Genomic DNA, 18,574 nt, shown 5'->3' with positions numbered 1-18,574 from the left:
TTTGTATCAGTCTTGGAGTAGTAAATGACTGCAATTGCGTTCTTCGGCACCTTAGAGGTTGGGCTGATCTATGGCTTGGTCGCTCTCGGGGTCTATCTGACATTCCGTGTTTTGGATTTTCCTGATCTGACCGTTGACGGCAGCTTCCCAATGGGTGCTGCCGTCGCAGCAACCATGATCGTCGCTGGCTATAACCCATGGCTAGCGACGGCAGTGGCTATTTTGGCCGGGGGGATCACTGGGCTCGTCACCGCTTTTTTGACCGTAAAATGCGGCATCCTCAATTTACTCTCGAGTATTTTGACCATGATTGCCGCTTTCTCTATCAACATCCGTATCATGGGGCGCCCCAATATCGCTTTGCTCGGGGAAGAAACCATCCTCACCCCGTTCGAATCACTCGGGATTGCCCCAGCCTATCTTCGCCCCTTAGTGGTGGGCGTATTAGTGATTATTAGTGGCCTCCTCGTCATCCGCTTATTGGCCAGTGACTTCGGTCTTGGGCTACGTGCCACCGGGGTCAACGCACGGATGGTGAAAGCCCAAGGTGGGAGTACCGCGATGTATACCTACTTTGGTCTTGCGCTATCCAACGCCTTTGTCGGCTTTGCGGGGGCACTATTTGCGCAAACCAATAGCTTTGCGGATGTAACCTCTGGCGTCGGCACCATTGTGGTGGGGCTCGCCGCGGTGATATTGGGACAAACGCTCATCCCTGGGCGTAAAGTCTGGGTAGCCGTTATCGCGGTGATTTTAGGCTCTATCCTCTATCGTCTCGCCGTCGCATTCGCGCTGTCGAGTGGCATGTTTGGCTTGCAAGCCTCTGATCTCAACTTGGTGACCGCGGTACTGGTTGCCGTTGCGCTCATTGCGCCTAAAATGCGCCAGCAATATCAAAAGTCAAAACGTGCGAAACAGGCGGAGGTGTCAGGATGATCTCGCTTAACAACATTCAAGTCACCTTTAATCCTGGGACCGTGCTGGAGAACCGCGCGTTACGAGGCGTTAATCTCACGATTCCTGAAAAAGAGTTCGTCACCATCATTGGCTCCAATGGCGCGGGGAAGTCGACCTTGTTGGGTGCAGTGACAGGTGAAACCCCGATGATTGGTGGTCAGGTCATGATTGACGACATCGATGTGACGAAAAAAGCCGTTCACCAACGAGCCACCCTCGCCGCTCGGGTGTTTCAAGATCCACTCGCGGGTACGTGTGCCTCGTTAACCATTGAGGAAAACTTAGCCCTAGCCTATCGGCGTGGAAAAGGCCGGGGCTGGACACGTGCGCTTGGCAGTAAACGGCGTCAATTATTCCAAGAGCGCATTGCGATTTTGGGGTTAGGGTTAGAAGATAGGCTCGGTGACAGCATCGGCCTGCTTTCAGGAGGCCAACGCCAGGCGGTAAGTTTGGTCATGGCAACACTGTCAGACAGTAAGCTCTTACTGCTTGATGAACACACCGCAGCGCTGGATCCACGTATGGCCGCATTCGTGATTGATTTGACCAAAACCATCGTCAATGAGTTTAACCTCACGGCGATGATGGTCACTCACTCAATGAAAGATGCCTTGGCCTGTGGCGATCGCACCGTGATGTTACACCAAGGCAATATTGTTCTCGATGTGCACGGTGATGAACGCAAAAATATGGATGTCCCGCATCTGCTGGAAATGTTCAATAAAGTCCGTGGCGAAACCCTTGCCGACGACAGTTTGCTGCTCAGCTGACTCAGCCTTTCACATCAAGGAAAACAGACGGCGCTTATTTTCGAATAAGCGCCCAATTTTCTATTCTTATTGCCAGATTTTTCGTGATAGCCAGTATTCCATGCTAGGGTAGCGGTATCTTAGTAAGGGACTGACTATGAACATCCAAAGCGTTCTGCTCGCTTTATTGGTCGTACTGATCTGGGGCGTCAACTTTTCCGTCATTAAAGTTGGGCTGGAAACCTTGCCACCCATTTTGTTCTCAGGGTTACGGTTTTTTATCGTCGCCTTGCCGGCGGTATTTTTTATTCCGCGTCCTAAGGTAAAACTGTGGCAACTATTCGCCGTGGGACTGAGCCTAGGCGTCATTAAATTTAGTTTGCTGTTTATTGCCATGCAAGACGATGCATCAGCCGGCATCGCTTCCCTACTTTTACAGTCACAGGTCATTTTTACTATCGGGCTAAGCGCTCTGGTGCTTAAAGAGCATGTTACCGTGCCGCAACGCATCGGACTTATCGTGGCTTTTTCCGGGTTTGGGCTATTTTTTGTTGCCTCTACGGGAAGCGCGACACTCACGGGCGTGGCGATGATTGTTGCCGCTGGCTTTTTCTGGGCAGTCGCCAACATGGTGATGAAACAAATGCCAGGCGTTAACCTGATGCATTTTATGGTTTGGGTGAGCTTAATCCCACCGCTACCACTGTTTGCCCTCTCGTATTGGTTTGAGACCCACCAGCCTATTGCCTTGTTGCAAGCCACACCGTTATCAGGTTGGGTCTCTGTTGCCTACGTGGGTTACTTGTCGACGTTAGTTGCATTCGCTATCTGGGGGTGGTTGCTCAACCAGCACACCTCAGCCTCGGTCACCCCGTTTGCGCTATTGATCCCAATTGTCGGTATGGCGGCAGCGTCAATCGGGTTGGGAGAAACCTTATCGATGATTGAGTGGGTTGGCGCGGCCTTGATTGTCTCTGGCTTGAGCCTGTCTGTGTTGGGTCGGCGCATTGGTCGCTGGTTGGGACTAAAAGCGCGTGCCAGACCTACTTCTGCGCTGTAAATGATTTGCCCGGCCACCACTGACTCAGCAGCCTGCCACCGAGTGACGGCTGATACCGCCAACAGTGATCAAACATGGCCATTAGGCTGGGGTTGCCATATTTGGACAAGCTAACGGCATGAAAGCGATTGTGGTTGGCTTTCAGTGCCTCAACCTTGTTGATCATCGCATCCGATTGCTTAGGCGCGATAAAGTCTGACACGACCACCAGATCGGCGTTTTGATAGCGATCGCTTTCCATCAGGTTGAGCGCTTTATCAATGACTGGCGTCATATCTGTGCCGCCATGAAAACGGTAGGAGAGAAAGCTCATCGCCTCTTGCAAACCGCGCTCACCGGTTAACTCGTAGCTAATATGGTCCGTGGAAAAGAGCATCACGTAACAGTCTCGGTGCTCAGTGGCGGCAATCCGCATCAACACATACGCGAGGGCTTTAGCACACTGCTCTGGAAAACCGCTCATGGAGCCAGAGGCATCCACCGCAATGATAAACGGCCCTTTCTTTTTTTCAGGCATAGATTGACTAGGCGCGTGCGTCTCCACTTTTTTACGACGGTAGGCCTTACCAGAAAACTGATAATTGAGGAGCTGTTTGTCTACCAGTTGCTTGTAAAACACCACTTCAAGCGCCGGATCCGCGAGCAACACGGCTTCATTGGGCAACAAGCGATCAACCCGATCACTTTGGCAAATCCCCGTGATATCGTCCGGCACATCCACCTGACGCTCTGGTTTGGTTTTCAGTGTTTCAGTGGGCTGTTGGCTTGGCCCAGAAAGATTCACCTGATTGGCCATGCGCCCGAGTTGTTCCGCGATTGCCTGAAGCTCTGGATTTTTCTCTAGAAAAGCAATAAACCGTTTAAGCAAGGTGACGTCTTGCTGAGAAAGAGAGCTCGCCGCCATATCCCACAGCCGCCCCACTTTGCTGATATCGCCCGACTGGTCAACACCATCCATTTGCTGATAGGTTGAAATCCGGCGGTACAAATCTTCCAAGAGCTTTTGTTTTTGCGCCTCAACACTGTCGGACTGATTTTTTTGTATTTCGGCTTTTAAATGCGCGTGCCATTTATTGCAAAAGTACGACTGAAACATGGGATCGGCGTGCTGAGCTTGATGGGCGGCGAGCTTTTCCGCCTGCGGATAGAACGAAGAAACCGATTTTAATTGGCTCAGTAAAGTATCAATCTCTTTTTCAAACGCGCGCGCGGTTTTTTCGGTGGCCTGCTCGTAGTATTGAATTTCTTGCTTCAAGGAAGCTGACAGCCCTTGCTGCACCAGCTTGCGTTTCGTTTGCCCTCGCCAGCGCTGAAGCTGTTTTTTTACGGCTCGCTTAATCGCTGGGCTTCGTTCCGTCAACACGAGTAACTGGGGGTGAGACATCAACTCTGTCATCGCCGCATCCAGTAACCCAGACTCCGCGAGCATCAACCCCATGTTCAAGCTCTCAGCACTCAGCATGGCTTGCTCCTGAGAAGAACTCACCTAAGCGCGCTAAACGATTAACTTGACGCTCTAGGTTATCAATCTGCGTTTTTACCTCATGTTCCACATCCACCAAACTCGCTGATGCGATTTCCAGCAGATCCGGTTGCGCAAATAAATGCGGTAATCCGGCATTGAGTTGACTGCGCGCGCGACGAATTAAAAACTGCGCGTGCTGCAATTGTTCAAGCGCATGATCGGTTTGTTGCTTCCAATCTGCTAGCTGCGATTCGCTCGGATCGTTAACCCCCACCAAAGCCATAGGTACAGGTCGATTAGCGATATCTTTAATGACCAAGGCGTGCTGCGCATCCCACTCTAACGTGAGCCGGCACAGATGATTGTTTTTATTCACATAGCCATACAAGTCTGTGCTGCCTGTTTTCAACTTTTTCTCAATGTCGGCCGCATCGAGATACACCCAGCGACTGTCACCTTTTTCTTGCTCTGAAACCGATGGGTTGGCCCGAAGTAGGACAAAACGAACCAAATCTCGACTTTGGTTGACCGTGAAGCGAGGCGACTGACTCACGTCAATCATTGCTTTGCGCGTGAGTCCAGCGGTGGCCGTATCTTGTCGATAGGTCAGCGCCTCAGCCGTATCTTGTTCAATCTCTTCTAATGCCACTTTGACGTCATCGATCAAGGCGAGTACTTCTTGTTGATCGAACAGCACTTCTTTGGCAAATGCCTGCATTACCGTTTGCACCACATCGCGCGATTCTGGGCTATGCCATAGGCAGTCTTCCAGTAACAATAAGTCCAGTGGCGCGACTTCGTCACGACCATTGAAAAAAGCGGCCGCTTTTAGCAAACGCACTGCCTTTTTCCACCGGCGATCCGACACGTAAAGCTCACTTGGGTCGAATTGTGATTGCTCACTGCCGGCATTTTCTACCCGTTGTTTTAGGGTGTAGAGTTTTTCGAATATCGCATCAGGCAGATCCAGTGTGGGAATAATGGTCTGCCAATGCTGATATTCTTGATGGCTAATTTTCAACTTATCGGCCACCGTTGCCTCATCCTGGCTGGGCTCGGTAAGCATCAGTTTGAAGTTTTTCTTCTCTTGGATCCGATTGACGAACACTCGTAGCAACATGCGATCGTACAAGGCATCGAGCCCACTGTCCGGCTCGGGTAATTCGTTGGACGCTGTCACCAATAAACGCATAGGAACAGGATAAACATGCTCGCCATTTTTAAAGGTGCGTTCGTTGACCACGGTCAGCAAGGTATTGAGGATAGCCGGCCCTGCTTTCCATATTTCGTCCAAGAAGACAACGTCGGCGTTAGGCAAATAGCCATCGGTCAAGCGTACATATTTGCCCTCATCTTTCAGCGCCTGAATCGAGAGCGGGCCAAATACTTCTTCCGGCGTGGAAAACCGGGTCATCAAATACTCAAAAAACTGGCTGTTATCAAACGCCTCGATCAATCGTTTAGCGATATAACTTTTCGCAATCCCGGGTGGGCCAAGTAAGAAGATACTTTCACCGGCAAGCGCGGCCAACAGACACATCTTGATGGTATGTTCGCGCTCGTACACCCCACTGGAAAGCGCATTGATGAGGCTGGCTATACGCTCAGGTAGCAAAGCACGTTGACTGACGGTGGCAAGATTTTGAGACAAGTGATACTCCGATTTTTATCGCTATACAGGGTATTTTTGTGCTTGATAACCACGAAGCGCTTGTTGATTAATCATGGCAAGCCAAGCGCTATTTGCCATTAACCAGCTGACCAACTGCACAAAAAACACGCTATTATGTAAACCAATATTAATTAATGTATCGATATATCATTAGCGCACTTGTCAGATAGTGACATAGATCACTCTCAAGTCAATCTTGCGACACCCCCTCTTGTCATTGCTTGATAATTAACCTGCTTTCACTACGGGCCAGTGTGAGTGGCCACCCCACTCAGTCCATGACCCATCGTAAACCGCCACAGGGTAGGCGAAGTAGTGCTCAGCCACAGCGGCCAAAATGCACGCGGTAACCCCCGAGCCACAACTTACTACGTTAACCCGCGTATCACTTAAGTGGGGTAACACGGTCGATCGCGCTTCACGCTCACTGATCACAAAGCCTCGTGGGTCGGTCAACGTGGCAAAGGGAAGATTCGTGGCGCCAGGCATATGACCACTACGAATCCCCTCTCTCGGTTCAGGGGCGTCGCCATAAAAGCGTGTTTCAGGACGAACATCAATCACATTCATCACGGCGAGTTTGTCTGCCAAGGTGGCACCATCCATGTAGCGGTACGGTTTAAACTGCGTCTGATAGGTCGCTTCGACACGTGGCTGCGGCGGGGTATTATCAATCAGCCCTTCTGAGGCCATCCATGCAGGTAACCCACCATCCAGGATAAACACATTTTGATGCCCCATCACTTTACACATCCACCAAGCACGCGCCGCTGAAAACAATCCTTGGGTGTCATACACTACTAAGGTATCTTGCGACGCAATGCCTAATGCGCCCATATGCTGGGCGAAGCACTCTTCATCAGGCAACATATGGGGTAGGCTAGACGTGGGGTCTTTGATACGACTGTCGAAGTCAAAAAAAACGGCCCCCGGAATCCGACGTTGTTGCCACTCTTGAACGCTATCCCTCGACACATCAGGCATAAACCAACTGGCGTCGACAGGGATCACGGTATCGAGGCGCTGAGCCAGCCATTCGGCGGTTACAAACACTGACATTTTGACGGTTCCTTTTCATCGTTGATTGACGGCTTACCACTCTTTCACAAGATATTGACCTTTCTCATCTGGTGTCAGCCTGCGTTTTTACTCATACTGAGAGCCTCGCATTGAAGATGCAACTAAATGAGGATGTGAATGACACCGTCTCGCGTGATCAGTGGCACTATTTTACTGTTTCCCACTTTGCTACTCGCGCCTAGCACGGCCTTGGCGGCTGGCTTTGGGTTAACGATTGAAAACGACAGCCCATTAGGGGTCGACAACCAATACACCAGTGGTGTTTATGCGCATTGGCATGCGGATTGGTCAGATGATCTCACTCGTGCGTCTGTCACGCCTATTCGTTGGTTTGCCGAGCAACTTCCGCTCAACGAGTCGGCAAGGCAAGGCTGGAGTGTGGATATTGGGCAAATGATGTGGACGCCCAATGATATTACCTATACCACACCTCAACCCGAGGAACGCCCTTATGCAGGGTTGATATTTATCGAGCCCGGTATCTACCAGCAGACGCCAGAACGGGTCGATAAGTGGTCATTGATGCTTGGTATGGTTGGTCCCGCGTCACAAACGGAAGAAGGGCAGTCTTATGTGCATGATGTCATTGACTCTCCCGATCCTAAAGGCTGGGACTATCAAGTGGAAAATACCCCAGTGGCACAGCTTGCCTATGAGCGGCACCAGCTTTTACACCGTAGCGAGCATCAAGAATGGGGAGTGACTGGACGTGCGGATATTGGCAACTTCCGTAGTGAGCTGTCAGCAGGCCTTAGCTACCGAGTGGGGCTGGATCTCGCCAACACGTATGGAGGAATCAGTTATGAGCCCGGCCGGCACCTCGATAGCCGCTTATTTGAGGCCAGTGAACAAGGTGCCTTCTTGTATACGGCTATCCAAGGTCGCTACCGTGCCAATGACATCACCATCAATGGCGATAAGCCGCCAGAAAATGCAGACATCGATATGACGCATTGGCAAGCCAGTGCCGCAGCTGGGGTAGCGTTTTATCAACCTCGCTGGGGCACGGATATCAGTGTCGTACTGCATACCAAAGATTATGAACAAGCGATCGATAACACCTACAGTTACGTGTCTTGGACCGTGCACTATCGCTATTAGCGATAGTGTCATTCCCTTTTCCATTATCTTGAGGGAGCCGCCGCCGTTTTCGCACTGCGCGGTAGCGCCAATTTATCGGAGAATTTCATCCACAACAAAGACGCGAGAATCATCGCAATACCCAACCATTGCAGCGGTTGTAGCGTCTCATCAATCCAAAGTACCCCCAGGGTCACGGCCGTAAGCGGATTGAGGAACATGATGATCGACTGACGATTGGGCCCCAGCACGGTAATTGAGCGAATGTAAGCCCAATAGCCAACGGCGGTATTCAGTACGATTATCCACGCTAGACCTGGTAAAGCGTCAAGTGTTGGCGCTTGCGGCGGCCCAGCCAAGCCCCATGCAAACGGCACGAGCATCACACCACCAAGAACCAACTGCCATGCGGTCAAACCAAAAATATCTTTCGCTTCCCATCGCTTCATCCACAATGTTGACTGCGCGACAAAGAAGGTTGCTAATAGCATTGCGCCCGCTCCCACCCAATCGATGTCTGTGGATGGATTCAGCAACAATCCCACTCCCAATAGCCCGAGTAGTGCCAAGCTAAGCAGCTTAGGCTCTGGCCGTTTTCCTTCGGTTAACCACTGCAACAGCATCAGAACGAGCGGTAAGGTGGCTCCTAACGTCCCCGCCACCGCGCCCGGTAGTCGATATGCCGCGATAAATAGCAGTAAAAAGAAAGCAGCAATATTGAAAAAGCTCACTGCGAGCATTCTCGGCAAACTCAAGGGTAAACCACGGCGACTGATCAACAGCATTAAGATCCCTGCAGGCAGCGCCCGCCAGACCGCCATCCAGTAAGGGGAAAGATCCCCCAAGTACAATGCAACCGCCGAATAAGTACTTCCCCAAAAAATGGGGGCGAGAATCGCGATGAAATAATGCATAACCTGTCTCCATTTATCTTTATGTGAAGATAGATTAGCCGACACATTGATCAACATCAAGTATCTTTATTGAAAGATAAATAGTTGAGGGCGAACTTCGCCAGCGCAATGAAGTGGAGCTGCTATGCTTATTTATTGGTAAAACAGGGGGATACTAGAATGATTAATACCGAAAATGCCGTCGTTTTGTTGATTGATATACAAGGTAAGCTGGCGCAAAAAGTGGTGGGTAGCGAGGAATTACACCAAAAAGTGGCCCAATTAGTGCGCGGTTGCGAACACTTCGATGTGCCTGTCGTTTGGGTAGAACAACTGCCTGAAAAGCTTGGTGCAACAACGTCGGCGCTCGCCGACCTGATGCCAAACAACACGCCCATTGCCAAACACACCTTTAGTGCCTTTGCCGAGCCTCGTGTAGCGCAGACATTGCGTTCACTGAACCGTAAACAGGTAATTCTTTGCGGCATTGAAACACATATTTGTGTGTATCAAACCGCCTGTGATCTGCTTCGCCATCACTACCATGTGCATCTTGTCACGGACGGGATGTCATCCTGTCACCCTGCACACCATCAAAGTGGCATCGCAATGATGCAGCAGCATGGTGCTTGGATCACCGTGGTCGAAGCCTTGTTGTTTGAGTGGCAACAACACGCAGGGGGGCCGGACTTTAAAGCGTTTTTGTCACTCATCAAGTAAGCACTCAGTAGATCTCTAATGATTGATATCACGTAGTGGTGGTCACAATGAGCAAATTTCGGATTTGCAAAACGGTAAAGTGAGACTTATGCCTCATTTTGCCTCCTAACAATTTAATTAGTGGTCTAATATTATTTGGGACGCATGTTTGAAAAGGAAAGGAAGCATATGTACAAACGACTACTCTCAGCCGCTATCCTGTCGCTATCGGCATTACCGGCCAGCGCAGACGACCACCACTGTGGCAAAGTCACTATCGCCGATATGAATTGGAACTCTGCTAGCCTGATTGCCAACATCGATCAGTTTATTTTAGAGCATGGCTACGGCTGCGATGCCGAGCTTGTCCCTGGTGATACCATGCCAACGGGCACCTCGATGATTGAAAAAGGTGAACCCGACATTGCCCCTGAGTTTTGGAGTAACTCGATGCGTGAAGGCCTGCAGCGCGGTATCGACGAGGGTCGAGTTCGCTACGCCGGTAGTGCATTTGTTGAAGGCGGCGAAGAAGGATTTTGGGTTCCACGCTACATGGTCGAAAAACATCCTGAATTGAAGACCATTTCAGGGATCAAAGCGAACGCTGATTTGTTTCCCCATCCAGAAGATGCCTCCAAATCCGCTTTTTATGGCTGCCCCGCGGGCTGGAACTGCCAAATTACCTCAGAAAACCAGTTTGAAGCTTTAGAGTTGGCTGACAGCGGCTTCGAAATTGTCGATCCGGGCTCTGGTGCAGGCCTTGCAGGTTCAATCGCCAAAGCCTACGAACGAGAAGAAGCGTGGTTTGGCTATTATTGGGCACCCACTGCTGTGTTGGGCAAATATGACATGGTAAAAGTGGACTTTGAGACAGGAACAGACGTACAGCACTACAAGGACTGTATTACCTCGAACGATTGTATGAACCCGCAAGCAACCATGTATCCGGCGGCTGACGTTGATACCGTGGTAACAGAACGCTTTGCCACTCGCGCCCCCGAAGCGCTGACTTACTTGAAAGAGCGTGGTTTCACCAACGATCAAATGAATGGCTTACTCGCCTGGATGGAAGAAAACCAGGCCGATGGGGAATACGCGATGACCAACTTCCTCATCAATCATGAAGATATTTGGACCCAGTGGGTACCCAGTGACGTCGCTGAAAAAGTAAAAGACGCCCTGTAACGTTGAAACAGCCAGCGCAGAGCTGCCGCTGCGCTGGCTCTCCTTAAGCAGTATAGGAACAATAACAATGGCTGATTCATGGCTAACGGAAGTGCCAGAAATGAGCAGGCGTGATCTGCTCGCTATTCGACAAACACTCGACGGCGCGTATCGCGACTTCTCCCGCGAATATGGTGAAGGTATTGAAGCCTTCTTTGACCCCCTCCTCCACTTTCTCGTTTGGTTCGAAGACTTACTCCTCGCCACACCTTGGTGGCTGGTGATTGCCGTACTTGCCGGTATTGCATACCTCGCCAGTCGCTCTTGGAAGCTCCCCACGGCTGTGGTTGTTTCCTTCACCCTGATTGCCTATTTGGGTATGTGGGAAGATACCATGAGCACCATGAGTATCATTTTGGTGTGTACACTGGTCGCTATTGGCGTGGGTGTGCCGATAGGCATTGCCATGTCCAAGTCCAATCGTACCCAAGCCGTGGTCACGCCGTTACTGGATATTATGCAAACCATGCCCGCCTTCGTGTATCTCATCCCAGTGGTGATGTTGCTGGGTATTGGCAAGATTCCCGGGGTGATCGCGGTGGTTATCTATGCGATTCCTCCGGTGATTCGTTTGACAAACCTGGGGATCCGGTTAGTAGACAAAGATGTGTTAGAGGCAGCTACAGCCTACGGCGCCAATGGTTTTCAGCGTTTATTCCAGATCCAGCTCCCCCTAGCAATGCCAACCATTATGGCAGGCATTAACCAAACCATTATGATGGCACTGGCGATGGTGGTCATTGCCTCGATGATTGGTGTTTCGGGCCTTGGACAGCCTGTACTTAAATCGATTACTAACCAATACTTTACCTTGGGCCTTCTCAATGGTCTCGCCATTGTGGTGATTGCGATTATTTTCGATCGTGTGTCTCAAAGCTACGCCAAACGTTCCCAGCAGCATCTCAAAGGAGGCGATCATGACTAAGCCAGTCCAGGACACCTTAATTGAGATCCAAGGCCTATATAAAGTGTTTGGCGACCACCCGCAAAAGGTAATGCCTGCGGTCAAAGCAGGAAAAAGTAAAGATGCCTTATTACAAGAAACAGGGCATACCATTGGACTCAGTGATATTAATCTATCCATTCGCCGCGGTGAGGTCTTTGTGATCATGGGCCTGTCGGGCTCTGGAAAATCGACCTTAATTCGTCATTTCAATCGCTTGATTGATCCCACCGAGGGTGAAATCCGCGTCGAAGGCACCGATATCATGAAGCACTCGCAAAAAGAGTTGCAGGCGTTTCGACGCCATAAGATGTCCATGGTGTTTCAACGTTTTGGCCTACTCCCGCACCGTACAGTGAGAGAAAATGTTGGGTTTGGTTTGCGAATCCAAGGAGAGGGAAAAGCGCAACGCGATCAAAAAGCGGAACAATGGTTGTCCACTGTGGGTCTTGACGGCTACGCCGATCAATATCCGGCGCAACTATCTGGTGGACAACAACAACGTGTCGGCCTTGCACGCGCCCTCTGCACGGATGCAGAAATTTTACTGATGGACGAAGCATTTTCTGCCCTTGACCCCCTCATTCGCAGCGAGATGCAAGACCAGCTGATTGAATTACAGGAAAAATTACACAAAACCATCATTTTTATCACTCACGATCTGGACGAGGCATTGAGGCTAGGTGACCGTATTGCCATTTTACGTGATGGTAAGCTCGTACAAGTCGGAGAGCCTGTCGATATATTGCTCCAACCGGCCGATGACTATGTCGAGGCTTTCGTGAAAGACGTTAACCGTGCTCGCGCATTAACGGTCGAAACCGTGATGCAGCCACAAATCTGTCGTATCAGTGCCAACACGATTGGCGATGCGATTCAGCAGATGCGTCAGCAAAAGGCCAACTATGGCTATTACATCACAGAAGAAGGCTATCAAGGCACCCTGAGTCAAAAAAACCTCAGTGACAAAGATCCAAGCGGTGATATCGAGGCAAGTCTTCTCGAAGACGTGCCTGCCATTGAGCAAGACTCGTTATTGGAAACCGTCATCCCAGATACGTTGGAGTCAAAATGGCCGCTACCCGTCTTTGATAATCAAGGCGAGCTAATTGGGCACCTCTCACGGCAAACAGTGGCCAGTATTCTCAGTGAAAGTGGCCACAAACACGCAGGCGCACCTGACGACAAAGACTCAACGAAAAAAGCCAGTTAGCCAATAACGCACTCTCGCTGACTGTGAACGCGTCCCGCTCAGGCGGGGCGCTTTTTTGTTGTCGCACTTTTCTGCACCATTTTTCAGCCTCGTCACTGACGCTATCCGCGTCATGTTCATAAAAATGAACAGTGATTTCACTCGCAAATCACATTACTGAGACACCTGTCATTCTACTGAAACAGTGGCTCCTTAAGCTGCGGCGCATATTTAGATTAGGCAGTTGACAGGAAGTACCATGAGCGTAAGACAGCGGTTATTGATCGCCTTCACCCTCTTTATCGCCTCGACCATCGGACTCGGTAGTCTCGCACTTTGGATATCGGCTCGCTCCGCGGATGCCTCAGCCGAATATGTAAATCATCAACTTCCCGAAGTATGGGCGCTTTTAGCTCTTGAGCGTGATCACCGCGACCTCGTCAATCTGTCGCAAAAAATCAAAGCACAAGTCTTATTCTGGAACGAGATCACCCCTGAGTTTGAAAAGCTTCAACAACGCTATCAACAGAGCTGGCAAGCGTTGTCACAGTATCCGTCTTTGTCGGACTGGCGTGCCGAACAGCTAGAAGGTAAAAAGAAGTTCGACCAATACCTCACCAAGCTTGCTAAAACGGTCGACAGTAAAAGCTTTTACGATGCCGGGCGTCTCGTGGACTTTGATCTCTACCCTGCCGTTGACCCCATGTTAGCGGCCATCAACGAAAAGCTGACCGAGCGTCAAGATAACGCGAAAAACTCTGCCGGCGCGCTTATTACCTTTTTGCACCAGCAATCGAACATCGTCTATGTCGGTTGTGGGATCACACTATTGCTGGCCTTAGTGCTGATGACTTGGCTACGAAAAACCGTGGTGGTGCGCCTGGATCATATTGCCACATCCCTGACGGATATCGATAAGCGCTCCGATCTCTCCGTGCGTTTATTCGATAAGTATCAGGATGAAGTCAGTGCCGTCGCTCGGGCATCTAATAACCTGCTCGATAAGTTCAGTCACTTTGTCACCGATATACAATCGCGGACATCAGCGCTTGATCAACAGTCAGATACCTTAGACCAACAAAGCACGCAAGTGGCGACGATTAACGAGCAAACACGGCAAAACGTTAACGATGTCGCGCAATCCCTGACCGTTATGGAAAGCGCAACCACAGAAATCGCCAACGCCATTCATGATACCCGTGAGTACATCGGCAAAGTCTCTCAGGACAATGATGAAATTCAAACGCAAATGAGTGCGACAGAAGCCTCAATTGCCCATAGCGTCAAGGTGGTGGAAAACGTGTCGAGTACCATGGCAACCTTGAAACAAACCAGTAACCAAATTGCCGGCGTCATGGATGTGATTGAGGGCATTGCAGAGCAAACTAATTTGCTGGCCCTCAATGCCGCGATTGAAGCGGCACGCGCTGGTGAGCATGGGCGAGGCTTTGCCGTCGTCGCTGATGAAGTGAGAAGTTTGTCTCAACGCACAGCACAATCAACTGGCGATATTCGAAACTGGATCAATGACTTACTCGGCCAAGTTGATACCGCCAATAATCTACTAACGGAAACACAGTCAGCCAGTGCCGACAATCAGCAAGCCAGTGTCCGACTGCAGGGCTATTTAGGCGAGATGCATACCACTTTCCAAGGGCTTGAACAACTCAGCGCGGAAGTTGAAGCAGCCCTGGGCTCTCAGCATAAAGAAATTGCTCACCTCACCCAGCAGCGTCGCGCGCTCAAACAAGGTAGCCAATCACTCACCGAGGCAATCGATACCACCAGTAATGTCAGTGGTCAGTTAAGCCACCAATCCAGCGCGTTGACGCAATTAACTGACCAATTTCAAACCTAATAGCTTGATGTGATAAGGGCGCTTCTCGGCGTATCGAGGACGCCCCTTTTTCACAGGAGCTATGTGGCTTAGACATTATTAATGCGTGCGAAACCGGCCGCCAGATCGGCAATCAGATCGTCAACGTCCTCTAATCCAATATGTAGCCTGACGAGTGTGCCGGAAAAATCCACCTTACCCACAGGCCGGATGCGATTGAGTTGCTCTGGCTGATTGGCCAACAACAACGACTCAAAGCCGCCCCATGAGTAAGCCATACTGAAATGCTGCAAATGATCACAGAAAGCGTCCAATTGCGCATCAGACAAACGCTGATCAAACACAAACGAAAAGAGCCCATTGCTGCCTGTAAAATCTCGCGCGAAATAGCGGTGCCCAGGACAATCTGCAAATGCAGGATGGAGCACACTGGCTACTTCGGTTTGCTCGTTCAGCCAATTGGCTACCTGTAACGCATTATCCTGATGCTGGGCAAGGCGTACATCCAAGGTTCTCAATCCGCGAGCGGCTTGGTAAGCGGTATCAGGATCGACCGTTTGTCCCATTAAATAGGCGCGCTCGCGCAAGGTCGGCCAGCAGCGCGCATTGGCAACAGCGGTACCTATCATATTATCCGAATGACCAATAATATACTTGGTCCCAGATTGGATCGAAATATCCACGCCTTGCGTTAACGGTTGATACAAGCGACCTGCTGCCCACGTGTTATCCATCATGATAATCGCATCTGGCGCTCTTTCTCTTACCGCTTGAACGATTGCCGGCGTATCGTGCACTTCCATGGTGTAAGAACCTGGTGACTCTAGAAACACAACGCGTGTATTTGGCGTAATACGTTGACCAATCTCCGCGCCCTCGAGAGGATCAAAATACTCGGCCGACACCTGCATATCGGCGAGAATTTTCTGACAAAAATCTTGAGTCGGCTCATACGCTGATCCTGAGACCAAAATGTGGTCACCTGCTTTTACAAACGCGAGAATACTGTTTGCGATGGCCGCCGCACCACAGGGAAAGAGTGCACACCCCGTTCCTTGCTCAAGCTCGGTCATGGCATCTTGAAGCGCAAAATGGGTAGTGGTTCCGCGTCTGCCATAGAACAAGGTTTGCTGGTGACGGTTGGCAATCGCGTGCTTTTTCTCGGCTAACGTATCAAAAACAATTGAAGAGGCGCGCTGTACGACTGGGTTGACCCCACCAAGGGTATAGGCTTTACGGCGTCCGGCATGTATTAGCTGCGTACGACTGTGTTTCTTTTCCATCGTTCACTTCACTCATCCTAGATTGACTGACTAATAGCCTACGGATTTACATAAAGGCAGTAAAGACATTTAGATGGCCAAATAAAATTTTATGACATCGATTTGGCTATATGTCATAGCGCTCAGCACTAACTCGTTCAGCCTATTGATACCCGTGTTGACTATTGTTTACAGTACTAAGTAGATCACAATTTCACCATTCTCTCCTAGCACTACCATAAAAACGTATATACATTGTATATCTAAAAGATAGGCGCATTAGCATGGCGAAAAAAGAAAAAACAAAGAAAGATAGCCAGTTACTGATAAGAATCAATAGTGAGCAACGGGATGCATTCTTAGAGGCCTGTGACGAACTGGATACGTCCGCAGCACGGGAAATACGCCGATTTATTAAACAGTTTTTAAAAGACCACGAAACGAATAAATCATCGTGATCACACTTGGGGTGGACATGCCGGCCCCGTCCACAGCATTGAAGCTGTATTGCAGTGGCAAACGCTTCGGCAAATCATCATTAAGGAGAGAAACCATGGCAAAAGCGTCAAAAAAAGATTTGAAAAAATCGATTAAGAAAGCAAAAGCGAAAGTTGCAAAACAGGAAACCAAGCTGAAGAAGCTCAAAAAGCAACTAAAAAAAGCCTAAATCACAGGCTGATACGCAATAAAAAAGCTCGGCATTGCGACCGAGCTTTTTATTTTTCATGCCATCAACGTCTATTTGTCATGACGAGATACTGAGAGTGTCTCTTACTCCGGCAATATGGGCTCGACCGTAAATCGTCCAACATCAACACCCACGACCTTGACCTGTTCGCCAGCCAGCAATGTACAATCACCGGCGGCCGAGCTGAGTCGCAGTTGCCAAGTGACACCTGAGTATTTAATCGTCGAAGGCTGCTCTCGGCTCAACGGCTCACTGAGCGTCAATATCAACCCGATAAAATCACTATGACGATTATCCGGACGTCGTCCGCCGCGTTGTAGCTGTTTAAGTGGGCGCCACAGCATGGCAGTTAACAAGCCTGCACCGATCCCAGTACTGCTAAATAACGCCGTAACGGTTTCTGGCACAACACCGACCATCGCCAACAGTCCCACTAAAATGGCAGCAACACCGGTTGCTAATAAAACAATGGTCGATAAGCCAAGCAGCCACACTTCGACGGCTAACAGTAACAAGCCCACAATCACGGTTAATTCTGCGAGGTAGATACTCACACTAAACATCCTGTTTTACGCTTTGCTCTTATTGAGTGTATCAATAATTGTCATCGCTTCTGCAACCACATTCGCTGCACCCGTTCCAGAATCAGGTAACAGTACGACTGAGGACTCTTTGGCAATCGCCTGTTTCGCCTTGATCGCTTTTTCTGCCAGCTCCAACTGGATGGCTTTTTGGCCTTCCTCTGTTATTGCTCGTGTCCCTACGATTTCAAGTGCTTCGGCTTGCGCCTCGGCAACCGCGATAATGGCTTGCGCCTCACCTTCCGCTTGCAAGATTTGCTCAGATTTCTCTGCTTCCGCCGCTAAGACTCGGGCCTGCTTTTGACCTTCAGCAACGTTGATATCCGATTGGCGCGCCCCTTCTGACTCAAGAATAACCGCACGCTTCTCTCGTTCAGCCTTCATTTGACGTTCCATGGCATCGAGAACAGAGCGAGGTGGATCGATATCCTTGATTTCGTAACGCAGCACCTGAACGCCCCATGGCTGAGCGGCCTCATTGATGGCAGAGACAATCGCGGTGTTTAAGCTTTCGCGCTCTTCAAACGTTTTATCCAGCTCCATTTTACCCACTTCACTACGCATGGTAGTTTGCGCAAGCTGAGTCACGGAGTACACATAATCATCGACGCCATAGCACGCTTTATACGGATCCAATACCTTGATGTACAAGACACCGTCGACAACGAGCGAAATGTTATCTCGCGTGATCGCGGATTGACTGGGTACATCATATGCTTGTTCTTTTAATGTTCTGGTATAACCAATACGATCGATAAATGGCACGATGAAATTGAGACCCGCTTCCATCGTCTTGTAATACTTACCAAATCGCTCTACAACATAAGCCGTGTTTTGTGGCACAAACTTAATCGCACCGCGTAGTACCACGATCACTAAGACCGCCAGCACTACCCAGACGCCAATAAAACTCGACGTTTCTAAAAAAATCGTATCCATGGAGAAGCCCTATCACTGCGGGTCACAATCATGACTCGCATAAACAAACACAAACGCGCGCACACAAGTGTTTACGGCGTTACTCATCGCGTTTTATGATACGTTATTGTCAGCATAAAAAGACATCATCCAACGGTTAATTTGACACTCCTCGCAATCTAGATCGCTTTTCTATGAGGCTCTTTGCGTCGATACAACACAGTTATCAGGCCATGCTCTCATTTTCACAACAAGCTCACACAAAGTTGCCTCT

17 protein-coding genes are annotated in these 18,574 nt (G+C 49.9%); 10 read left to right on the top strand and 7 right to left on the bottom strand.

All coding sequences use genetic code 11. The features are described from left to right. Positions 1–24 precede the first annotated feature (24 nt). The 3 genes from BZG25_RS08650 to BZG25_RS08640 all read left to right on the top strand — a co-directional run bounded on the left by BZG25_RS08650 (position 25) and on the right by BZG25_RS08640 (position 2,766). A complete protein-coding gene (locus BZG25_RS08650) occupies positions 25–936 on the top strand; it encodes an ABC transporter permease (RefSeq protein ID WP_046075965.1) in 912 nt (303 codons plus the stop codon). Beyond that, positions 933–1,727 (top strand): ABC transporter ATP-binding protein, encoded by a 795-nt coding sequence (locus tag BZG25_RS08645; RefSeq protein ID WP_077638862.1) that lies wholly within the window; start codon positions 933–935, stop codon positions 1,725–1,727. Before BZG25_RS08650 ends, BZG25_RS08645 begins: the two co-directional genes overlap by 4 nt. 136 nt (positions 1,728–1,863) lie before the next feature. Then, positions 1,864–2,766: an EamA family transporter gene (locus BZG25_RS08640; RefSeq protein ID WP_077579283.1), complete on the top strand. Its 903-nt coding sequence runs from the start codon at positions 1,864–1,866 to the stop codon at positions 2,764–2,766. Here the strand turns inward: BZG25_RS08640 and viaA are convergent. From viaA to BZG25_RS08625, 3 genes are all read right to left on the bottom strand, one after another. Further along, on the bottom strand, positions 2,750–4,228 hold the full coding sequence (gene viaA / locus BZG25_RS08635) for an ATPase RavA stimulator ViaA (RefSeq protein ID WP_077607050.1): 1,479 nt from the start codon (positions 4,226–4,228) through the stop codon (positions 2,750–2,752). The genes BZG25_RS08640 and viaA overlap by 17 nt on opposite strands. Then, a complete protein-coding gene (locus BZG25_RS08630) occupies positions 4,215–5,882 on the bottom strand; it encodes an AAA family ATPase (protein ID WP_046075969.1) in 1,668 nt (555 codons plus the stop codon). Before BZG25_RS08630 ends, viaA begins: the two co-directional genes overlap by 14 nt. Before the next feature lie 249 nt (positions 5,883–6,131). Further along, on the bottom strand, positions 6,132–6,962 hold the full coding sequence (locus BZG25_RS08625) for a rhodanese-like domain-containing protein (RefSeq protein WP_077638861.1): 831 nt from the start codon (positions 6,960–6,962) through the stop codon (positions 6,132–6,134). A gap of 138 nt (positions 6,963–7,100) precedes the next feature. Between BZG25_RS08625 and BZG25_RS08620 the strand changes: the two genes are divergently transcribed. Beyond that, positions 7,101–8,084, top strand: coding sequence for a lipid A deacylase LpxR family protein (locus BZG25_RS08620; RefSeq protein WP_052708152.1), 984 nt, complete (start codon positions 7,101–7,103; stop codon positions 8,082–8,084). 23 nt (positions 8,085–8,107) lie between these two features. On the opposite strand, the gene BZG25_RS08615 is transcribed toward BZG25_RS08620, so the two are convergent. Then, positions 8,108–8,977, bottom strand: a complete 870-nt coding sequence (locus tag BZG25_RS08615; RefSeq protein ID WP_046075971.1) for a DMT family transporter — start codon at positions 8,975–8,977, stop codon at positions 8,108–8,110. Between the two features lie 159 nt (positions 8,978–9,136). Here BZG25_RS08615 and BZG25_RS08610 point away from each other — a divergent pair, with 159 nt between their 5' ends. The 5 genes from BZG25_RS08610 to BZG25_RS08590 all read left to right on the top strand — a co-directional run bounded on the left by BZG25_RS08610 (position 9,137) and on the right by BZG25_RS08590 (position 14,872). After that, a complete protein-coding gene (locus BZG25_RS08610) occupies positions 9,137–9,676 on the top strand; it encodes an isochorismatase family protein (protein ID WP_077638860.1) in 540 nt (179 codons plus the stop codon). Between the two features lie 168 nt (positions 9,677–9,844). Next, positions 9,845–10,840 (top strand): ABC transporter substrate-binding protein, encoded by a 996-nt coding sequence (locus tag BZG25_RS08605; protein ID WP_077579279.1) that lies wholly within the window; start codon positions 9,845–9,847, stop codon positions 10,838–10,840. Between the two features lie 67 nt (positions 10,841–10,907). Further along, the gene (locus tag BZG25_RS08600; RefSeq protein WP_046075974.1) at positions 10,908–11,804 is read left to right on the top strand and encodes a proline/glycine betaine ABC transporter permease; all 897 of its coding nucleotides are present in this window, start codon (positions 10,908–10,910) and stop codon (positions 11,802–11,804) included. Next, positions 11,797–13,035 carry a glycine betaine/L-proline ABC transporter ATP-binding protein gene (locus BZG25_RS08595; protein ID WP_077638859.1) on the top strand — a complete coding sequence of 413 codons (1,239 nt, stop codon included), beginning with the start codon at positions 11,797–11,799 and terminating at the stop codon, positions 13,033–13,035. The genes BZG25_RS08600 and BZG25_RS08595 overlap by 8 nt, the downstream gene beginning before the upstream one ends. Positions 13,036–13,273: 238 nt before the next feature. Then, positions 13,274–14,872 (top strand): methyl-accepting chemotaxis protein, encoded by a 1,599-nt coding sequence (locus tag BZG25_RS08590; protein WP_077579276.1) that lies wholly within the window; start codon positions 13,274–13,276, stop codon positions 14,870–14,872. 68 nt (positions 14,873–14,940) lie between these two features. On the opposite strand, the gene metC is transcribed toward BZG25_RS08590, so the two are convergent. Next, positions 14,941–16,134, bottom strand: a complete 1,194-nt coding sequence (gene metC / locus BZG25_RS08585) for a cystathionine beta-lyase (RefSeq protein WP_077638858.1) — start codon at positions 16,132–16,134, stop codon at positions 14,941–14,943. 263 nt (positions 16,135–16,397) lie between these two features. Between metC and BZG25_RS16055 the strand changes: the two genes are divergently transcribed. Then, the gene (locus tag BZG25_RS16055) at positions 16,398–16,571 is read left to right on the top strand and encodes a hypothetical protein (protein WP_167369758.1); all 174 of its coding nucleotides are present in this window, start codon (positions 16,398–16,400) and stop codon (positions 16,569–16,571) included. Positions 16,572–16,884: 313 nt separating this feature from the next. On the opposite strand, the gene BZG25_RS08580 is transcribed toward BZG25_RS16055, so the two are convergent. Both BZG25_RS08580 and BZG25_RS08575 read right to left on the bottom strand, forming a co-directional pair. Beyond that, the gene (locus BZG25_RS08580; protein ID WP_369795717.1) at positions 16,885–17,355 is read right to left on the bottom strand and encodes an NfeD family protein; all 471 of its coding nucleotides are present in this window, start codon (positions 17,353–17,355) and stop codon (positions 16,885–16,887) included. Between the two features lie 15 nt (positions 17,356–17,370). Next, positions 17,371–18,321: a slipin family protein gene (locus BZG25_RS08575; RefSeq protein WP_046075979.1), complete on the bottom strand. Its 951-nt coding sequence runs from the start codon at positions 18,319–18,321 to the stop codon at positions 17,371–17,373. Positions 18,322–18,574: the final 253 nt, after the last annotated feature.

The organism is Salinivibrio sp. ML198 (assembly GCF_001996015.1).
Taxonomy (GTDB): Bacteria; Pseudomonadota; Gammaproteobacteria; order Enterobacterales; family Vibrionaceae; genus Salinivibrio; species Salinivibrio siamensis.
Note: the sequence above shows the minus strand (reverse complement) of the source record. Positions and strands in the feature narration are given on the sequence as shown.